We start from the raw sequence: 6,055 nt of genomic DNA, 5'->3' as shown, positions 1-6,055 counted from the left end.
GTCCAGGTGCTCCTCGTGCAGGGCGCGGGCCGTGGCCACCGCGACCGAGGCCCGGATCCGGGCGCTGAGCAGCAGCGACAGCACCAGCAGCCGGTACAGCGGCTGCGGGGTGTCCGTCAGCCGGATGCCCGCCTCCTCGGCGAACGTCCGCCCGTGGCCGGACACCAGCTCCCGCAGCACGCGCTCGTCGCGGTTCACGGCCTACGGCTTCAGCGGGTCGTGGCCCAGCGTCATCAGCCGGTGCCGGCGGCCGGTGTCCCGGGCACTCCCCGGCTCGGGTTCGTTCTCCACGTCCACCAGTTCACCGACCGTGTCGACGACCTGCCGCATGACCCGTACGTCGTCCTCGGTGAGGTCGGTGCGGCGCTTCTGCAGGATGGCCAGGACGTGCTGCCCGGTCTCGCTGCCCGCCCGCTCCGGCAGCGGTTCGGTCTCCTCGTCGGCGTCCCGGACCTTCAGCCAGGCCGCGAGCTCCGCCGAGCTCATGTTCACCACGCGGTGGAAGTCGTCCCACAGCGCTTCGAGTTCCAGCGAGTCGGCCACGGGTTTTCCCCTTCCGTGTGTGCCTCGCCCTGGGCGGGCCGGTGTGCGGGGGTCGTGGGTCAGCCGGCGGACGTGTCGTGCGGCTGGTTCTCGGCCTCGAACATCCAGCGCTGCTTCTCCAGGTCGGCGGTGATGGCGATCAGCAGGTCCTGGGTGACCGGGTCGGCCTTGTCGGTCGCCGCGATCCGCTCCCGCAGCCGGCCGATGGCCGCCTCCAGCGACGACACCATCAGCTCCACGACCTCCGTGTCACGCAGCCAGCCGTCCTTGGTGCCGGGCAGCGCGAAGGTCGCCGCGATGGTCTCCGGTCGGCCGTCCGGCGGCACGCCCAGCGCGGCGGCCCGCTCGGCCACCGTGTCGGAGTGGGCGCGGGCCGTGGCGACCACCTCGTCCAGCTGGAGGTGGATCGAGCGGAAACGGGGGCCGACGATGTTCCAGTGCGCCTGCTTGCCGACCAGCGACAGCCCGAGCAGATCGACCAGGGTGTCCTGGAGGGCGGTGCCGGTGACACCGAGCGCCTCCTCGGGAAGTGTGCTCTTGACCACGGTCATGGTGCGTGGATCCCCTTTCCTCGACATTCCTCGGTGATGTCCGAAAGGGCGGGTGCCCCCGGCGTACGGCGGCAAACCGGCTGATCAGCGGGGGCGGTGGCGGGCCGGGAGCGGCGGTGGGGGTGCCGCGTCGACGCGGAGGGCGGGGCCCGCCCGGAGGTTTCGGGGCTCGGCGGGGTCAGCCGGGCAGCACCCGGTCCAGGAAGCGGAGCAGCTCCGCGTGGGCCGTCGCGCGGTCCGTCTCGTGGAAGACCTCGTGCCGCGCTCCGGGGAAGATCCGTTCGGTCGGCCGGCCGCCGCTCAGCCGCTCCACCCCGGGCCGGCTCCCGGACAGCGGCACCAGCCGGTCGTCGTCGCCGTGCAGCCACAGCAGCGGCAGCCGGCCCACGTCACCACCTCGCGCCACCGTCTCCAGGGTGCGGGCGAAGGCCTGGAGCGTCGGCCGCTTCATGGGCCCGTGCCACACCAGCGGATCGGCCGCGTACGCCGCGCCCACGGCCGGGTCCCGGGACAGCGCGGACGGGCTGACCGGGGTCTCCGGGAGCTCCTCCATGGCCAGCAGCCGCCCCGGCAGCTCCCACGCGCCGATCACCGGCGCGGACAGCACCAGCGCGCGCAGCCCGGCGCCGTACCGCTGGGCGTAGCGGGCCGCGATCAGCCCGCCCATCGAGTGCCCGACCAGGACCAGCGGCAGGCCGGGACGCGCGGTGCGGGCGAGGCCGGCGACCGCGTGCACATCGGTGACCACGTCCTCGAAGTCCTCGATCAGCACCCTCTCCCCGGCCGACCGGCCGTGACCGGCGTGGTCGGGCGCGTACACGGCGGCCCCGTACCCGGTCAGCACGCCGGCCAGTTCGTCGTACCTCCCGGCGTGCTCGCCGTACCCGTGCACCAGGAGTGCCAGCAGGCGGGGGTCCGGGTGCGGCCACTCGCGTACGGCGAGGGCTCCGTGCGTGCCGTCGAGTACGTGCTCGCGGACGTGGTGCATGTCTCCTCCCGTCGCCCCGGCTCCGGCCCCGGGGGAGCTTCCCAGCGGGGCGGCCGGAGGTCTATAGTCCAAAACTAGCAGTGCTAATTAATGAGTGCTGCCCAGTTCCGTGATCCACAATGTCGTAGGTCAGGAGTCCCGCCGTGCGTCCCGTCCACTTCGCGACCGCCCGCCGCACCCCCATCGGCAAGGTGCGCGGTGCCCTCTCCCCGGTCCGACCCGACGATCTGGCCGCGACCGTGGTCCGCCACCTGGTGGCCGACGTGCCCGCGCTCGACCCGGCCCGCGTCGACGACGTCTACTGGGGCGCCGCCAACCAGGCCGGCGAGGACAACCGGAACGTCGCCCGGATGGCCGCCCTGCTCGCCGGGCTGCCCGACTCCGTGCCCGGCGCCACCGTCAACCGGCTGTGCGCCTCCGGACTCGAAGCGGTCACCGCCGCCGCCCGCACCATCGCCGCGGGCGAGGCCGACGTCGTGATCGCGGGCGGCTCGGAGTCCATGAGCCGCGCCCCCTTCGTGCTGCCGCGGCCCGACGAGGCCCTGCCGCACCGCATGGAGACCTACGACACCCGGCTCGGCTGGCGGCTGGTCAACCCCGCCATGAAAGAGCTGCACGGCCTGCTCTCCATGGGCGAGACCGCCGAGGAGGTCGCCGCCCGCCTCGGCATCTCCCGTGCCCGGCAGGACGAGTTCGCCCTGCGCAGTCACCAACTCGCCGCCGCCGCACGCAAGAACGGCCACTTCGACGACGAACTCCTGCCCGTGGAGCGCCCGGACGGGATCACCGTCGAGCACGACGAGTGCGTCCGCGAGGACACCTCGCTGGAGAAGCTGGCCCGGCTCAAGCCGGCCTTCCGCGCGGACGGCACCGTCACCGCCGGGAACGCCTCGCCGATGAACGACGGCGCCGCCGGCCTGCTGCTGGTCAGCGAAGAGGCCCTGAACGAACTGGGCCTGGAGTCCCTCGGCCGGTATGTCGCGGGCGCCTCCGCCGGCGTCCACCCGGACGTGATGGGCCTCGGCCCGGTGCCCGCCACCCAAAAGGTGCTCGCCCGGGCCGGCTGGGAGACCGGCGACGTCCAGGAGGCCGAGCTGAACGAGGCGTTCGCCGCCCAGGCCCTCGCCTGCGTCGACCAACTGGGCCTGGATCCGGACCTGGTGAACCCCACCGGCGGCGCCATCGCCCTCGGCCACCCCCTCGGCTGCTCCGGCGCCCGCATCCTGACCACCCTGCTGCACCGCATGCGGCGCACGGGCGCCCGGCGCGGCCTCGCGACCATGTGCGTCGGTGTGGGGCAGGGCAGCGCGGTGCTGGTCGAGCGGCACTGAGGAGTCCTGACCGGGGGCTCCCCTCACGGGTCCGACGGGAGCTCACCGCACGGGGATCCGGTAGTACGAGCCGCAGCAAGGAAACGGAGCAGCACTCCATGGCAACCCTGTCCGTCGCCGCCATTCTCGCCGAGAACGCCCGGCGCCGCCCCGGCAAGACCGCCCTGGTCGAGGGGGAACTGCGGCTCACCTTCGCCGAGGTGTGGCAGCGGGCGCTGGCCCGCGCGGGCGCGCTCACCGGCCTCGGCGTACGGCCCGGCGACCATGTCGCCCTGATGGCCCCCAACACCGCCGAGTTCCCGGTCGCCTACTACGCGATCGCCGCGGCGGGCGGTGTCGTCGTCCCCGTCCACCTGCTGCTGTCGGCCGGCGAGGTCGAGCACGTCCTCGAGGACAGCGGCGCCACGGTGCTGCTCGTCCATCCGGCCCAGGCCGAGACCGGCCGGGCCGCGGCCGAGGCGGCCGGGGTCCAAGTGGTCACCCTGGGCGAGGAGTTCGACAAACTCGCGGCCGACGCCGAGCCGCTGCCCTCGTACGTCAGCCGGGCCGCCGACGACCCGGCGGTGATCTTCTACACCAGTGGTACGACCGGGGTCCCCAAGGGCGCCGTCCTCAGCCACTTCAACCTGGTGATGAACGCGACCGTCAACGCCTTCGACGCGCACGACATCCGCGCCGACGACATCGCCCTCGGCGCGCTGCCGCTGTTCCACGCCTTCGGCCAGACGGTCTCGCTGAACTCCACCTGGCGGGCGGGCGCCACGCTCGTGCTGCTGCCCCGCTTCGACGCGGCCCGGGCCATCGAGCTGATGGCCGAGGAGGACGTGAACACCTTCCACGGCGTGCCCACCATGTTCGTCGCCCTCGCGGCGGCCGCCGCCGACGCCGAGCGGCTCCCCGGGCTGCGGGTGTGCGTCTCCGGCGGGGCCTCGCTCCCGGTCGCGGTGCTGGAGCGGTTCGAGGCCGCGTTCGGGGCGCGGATCTACGAGGGGTACGGGCTGTCGGAGACCTCTCCGGCCGCCACCGTCAACCAGCCGGTGTTCGGCACCAAGGCCGGCACCATCGGGCACCCGCTGTGGGGCGTCGACGCGGAGATCGCCCGCGCCGAGGTGGAGGACCGGATCGAGCTGCTGCCGCCCGGCGAGCTGGGCGAGGTCGTCATCCGCGGCCACAACGTCTTCTCCGGCTACCTCGGCCGCCCCGAGGCCACCGCCGAGGCCCTGGTGGACGGCTGGTTCCGCACCGGCGACCTCGGCACCAAGGACGACGAGGGATTCCTGCGGATCGTCGACCGCAAGAAGGACATCATCATCCGCGGCGGCTACAACGTCTATCCGCGGGAGGTCGAGGAGGTCCTGATGCGGCATCCGGAGATCGCCCAGGCCGCCGTCATCGGCCTGCCGGACGAACTGCACGGCGAGGAGGTGTGCGCCGTCGTCGTCCCGGCCCCGGGCACCGCCCCGGACGCCGCCGCCCTCACCGAGTGGTCCAAGGAACACCTGGGCCGGCACAAGCACCCGCGCCGCGTGGAGTTCACGGACGCCCTGCCGCTGGGCCCCAGCATGAAGGTGCTCAAGCGGGAACTGCGGGCGCGGTACACCGGGCGGTGAGCCAGCGGGGGCTGCCACGACCCGCTGTCACGACGCGCTGCCGCGGACCGGCCCGCGAGACGGTCCTTACGCGCGGGTTGATCATGCGCATAGCATCGGTCCCCGGATGAACACGATGACGCTCTGGCACATATCGGGCTGGGAGTTCGCCGCGCTCGCCTTCGCGGCCGTACTCGTCGGCTTCTCCAAGACCGCGGTCAGCGGGGCCAACACGGTCAGCCTCGCGATCTTCGCGGCGGTCCTCCCCGCCCGCGCCTCCACCGGCGTACTGCTGCCCCTGCTGATCGCCGGCGACGTACTCGCCGTCGCCACCTACCGGCGGCACGCGCACTGGCCCACGCTGTGGCGGCTGTTCCCGGCCGTGGCGGCGGGCGTGGTGGCCGGCACCCTGTTCCTGGTGTGGGCCGGCGACGGCATGGTACGCCTTTCCATCGGCGCGATCCTGCTGTTCATGGCCGGGGTGACCATCTGGCGCCGGCGGACGGCCGGGACCCCGCCGGACCCGGAGGCGGCGACGAACCGGGCGGGCCGGATGAAGGCCCACTCCTACGGCGTGCTCGGCGGGTTCACCACGATGGTCGCCAACGCGGCCGGGCCGGTGATGTCGCTGTACCTGCTCTCCGCCGGCTTCCGGAAGCTCGGCTTCCTCGGCACCTCCGCCTTCTTCTTCCTCATCGTGAACGTCTCCAAGGTGCCCTTCAGCGTGGGCCTGGGCCTGATCGACGGACGCTCCCTGCTCCTCGACGCCGCGCTCGCGCTGTTCGTCGTGCCCGGTGCGCTGTTCGGCAAATGGGCTGTGAACCGGATCAACCAGCGACTCTTCGAACAACTCGTCATCGCGGCGACGATCGTGGGCGGCGTGCAACTGCTGCTGCGGTAGCAACGATCACAGCCGCATTAGTTTATGCTTCAACCATATTGGCGACGTGCAGGGTGGGGACTCGCCGCAAGACCCAGCGCCAAAGGAGTAAACAGATCATGGACGGTTTCAAGCGGCGCGCGGCCGCGGTCGGCGCCTCACTCGCCCTCGTG

Annotated in this window: 6 protein-coding genes and 1 pseudogene; 3 read left to right on the top strand and 4 right to left on the bottom strand. The window is 72.8% G+C overall.

Going from position 1 to position 6,055, the window contains the following annotated elements; translation table 11 throughout:
- The 4 genes and pseudogenes from H5J33_RS20280 to H5J33_RS20265 all read right to left on the bottom strand — a co-directional run.
- Positions 1-198 (bottom strand): annotated as a pseudogene (locus tag H5J33_RS20280) (endonuclease); the annotation flags it as partial.
- 3 nt (positions 199-201) lie between these two features.
- Positions 202-543: a DUF3140 domain-containing protein gene (locus tag H5J33_RS20275; protein WP_181796349.1), complete on the bottom strand. Its 342-nt coding sequence runs from the start codon at positions 541-543 to the stop codon at positions 202-204.
- 59 nt (positions 544-602) lie between these two features.
- Complete coding sequence (locus H5J33_RS20270; protein WP_181796348.1) at positions 603-1,094, bottom strand: Dps family protein; 492 nt, start codon at positions 1,092-1,094, stop codon at positions 603-605.
- A 178-nt stretch (positions 1,095-1,272) separates the two neighbouring features.
- Entirely contained in the window at positions 1,273-2,082 is an 810-nt protein-coding gene (locus tag H5J33_RS20265) for an alpha/beta hydrolase (protein WP_181796347.1), read from the bottom strand.
- Between the two features lie 143 nt (positions 2,083-2,225).
- Here H5J33_RS20265 and H5J33_RS20260 point away from each other — a divergent pair, with 143 nt between their 5' ends.
- From H5J33_RS20260 to H5J33_RS20250, 3 genes are all read left to right on the top strand, one after another.
- Complete coding sequence (locus H5J33_RS20260) at positions 2,226-3,413, top strand: thiolase family protein (RefSeq protein WP_181796346.1); 1,188 nt, start codon at positions 2,226-2,228, stop codon at positions 3,411-3,413.
- Between the two features lie 98 nt (positions 3,414-3,511).
- Positions 3,512-5,023: a long-chain fatty acid--CoA ligase gene (locus tag H5J33_RS20255; protein WP_181796345.1), complete on the top strand. Its 1,512-nt coding sequence runs from the start codon at positions 3,512-3,514 to the stop codon at positions 5,021-5,023.
- Positions 5,024-5,129: 106 nt separating this feature from the next.
- Positions 5,130-5,903, top strand: coding sequence for a sulfite exporter TauE/SafE family protein (locus H5J33_RS20250; RefSeq protein ID WP_181796344.1), 774 nt, complete (start codon positions 5,130-5,132; stop codon positions 5,901-5,903).
- Positions 5,904-6,055 lie beyond the last annotated feature (152 nt).

Origin of the sequence: Streptomyces sp. WELS2 (genome assembly GCF_013870595.1) — a bacterium.
Classification (GTDB): domain Bacteria; phylum Actinomycetota; class Actinomycetes; order Streptomycetales; family Streptomycetaceae; genus Streptomyces.
Note: the sequence above shows the minus strand (reverse complement) of the source record. Positions and strands in the feature narration are given on the sequence as shown.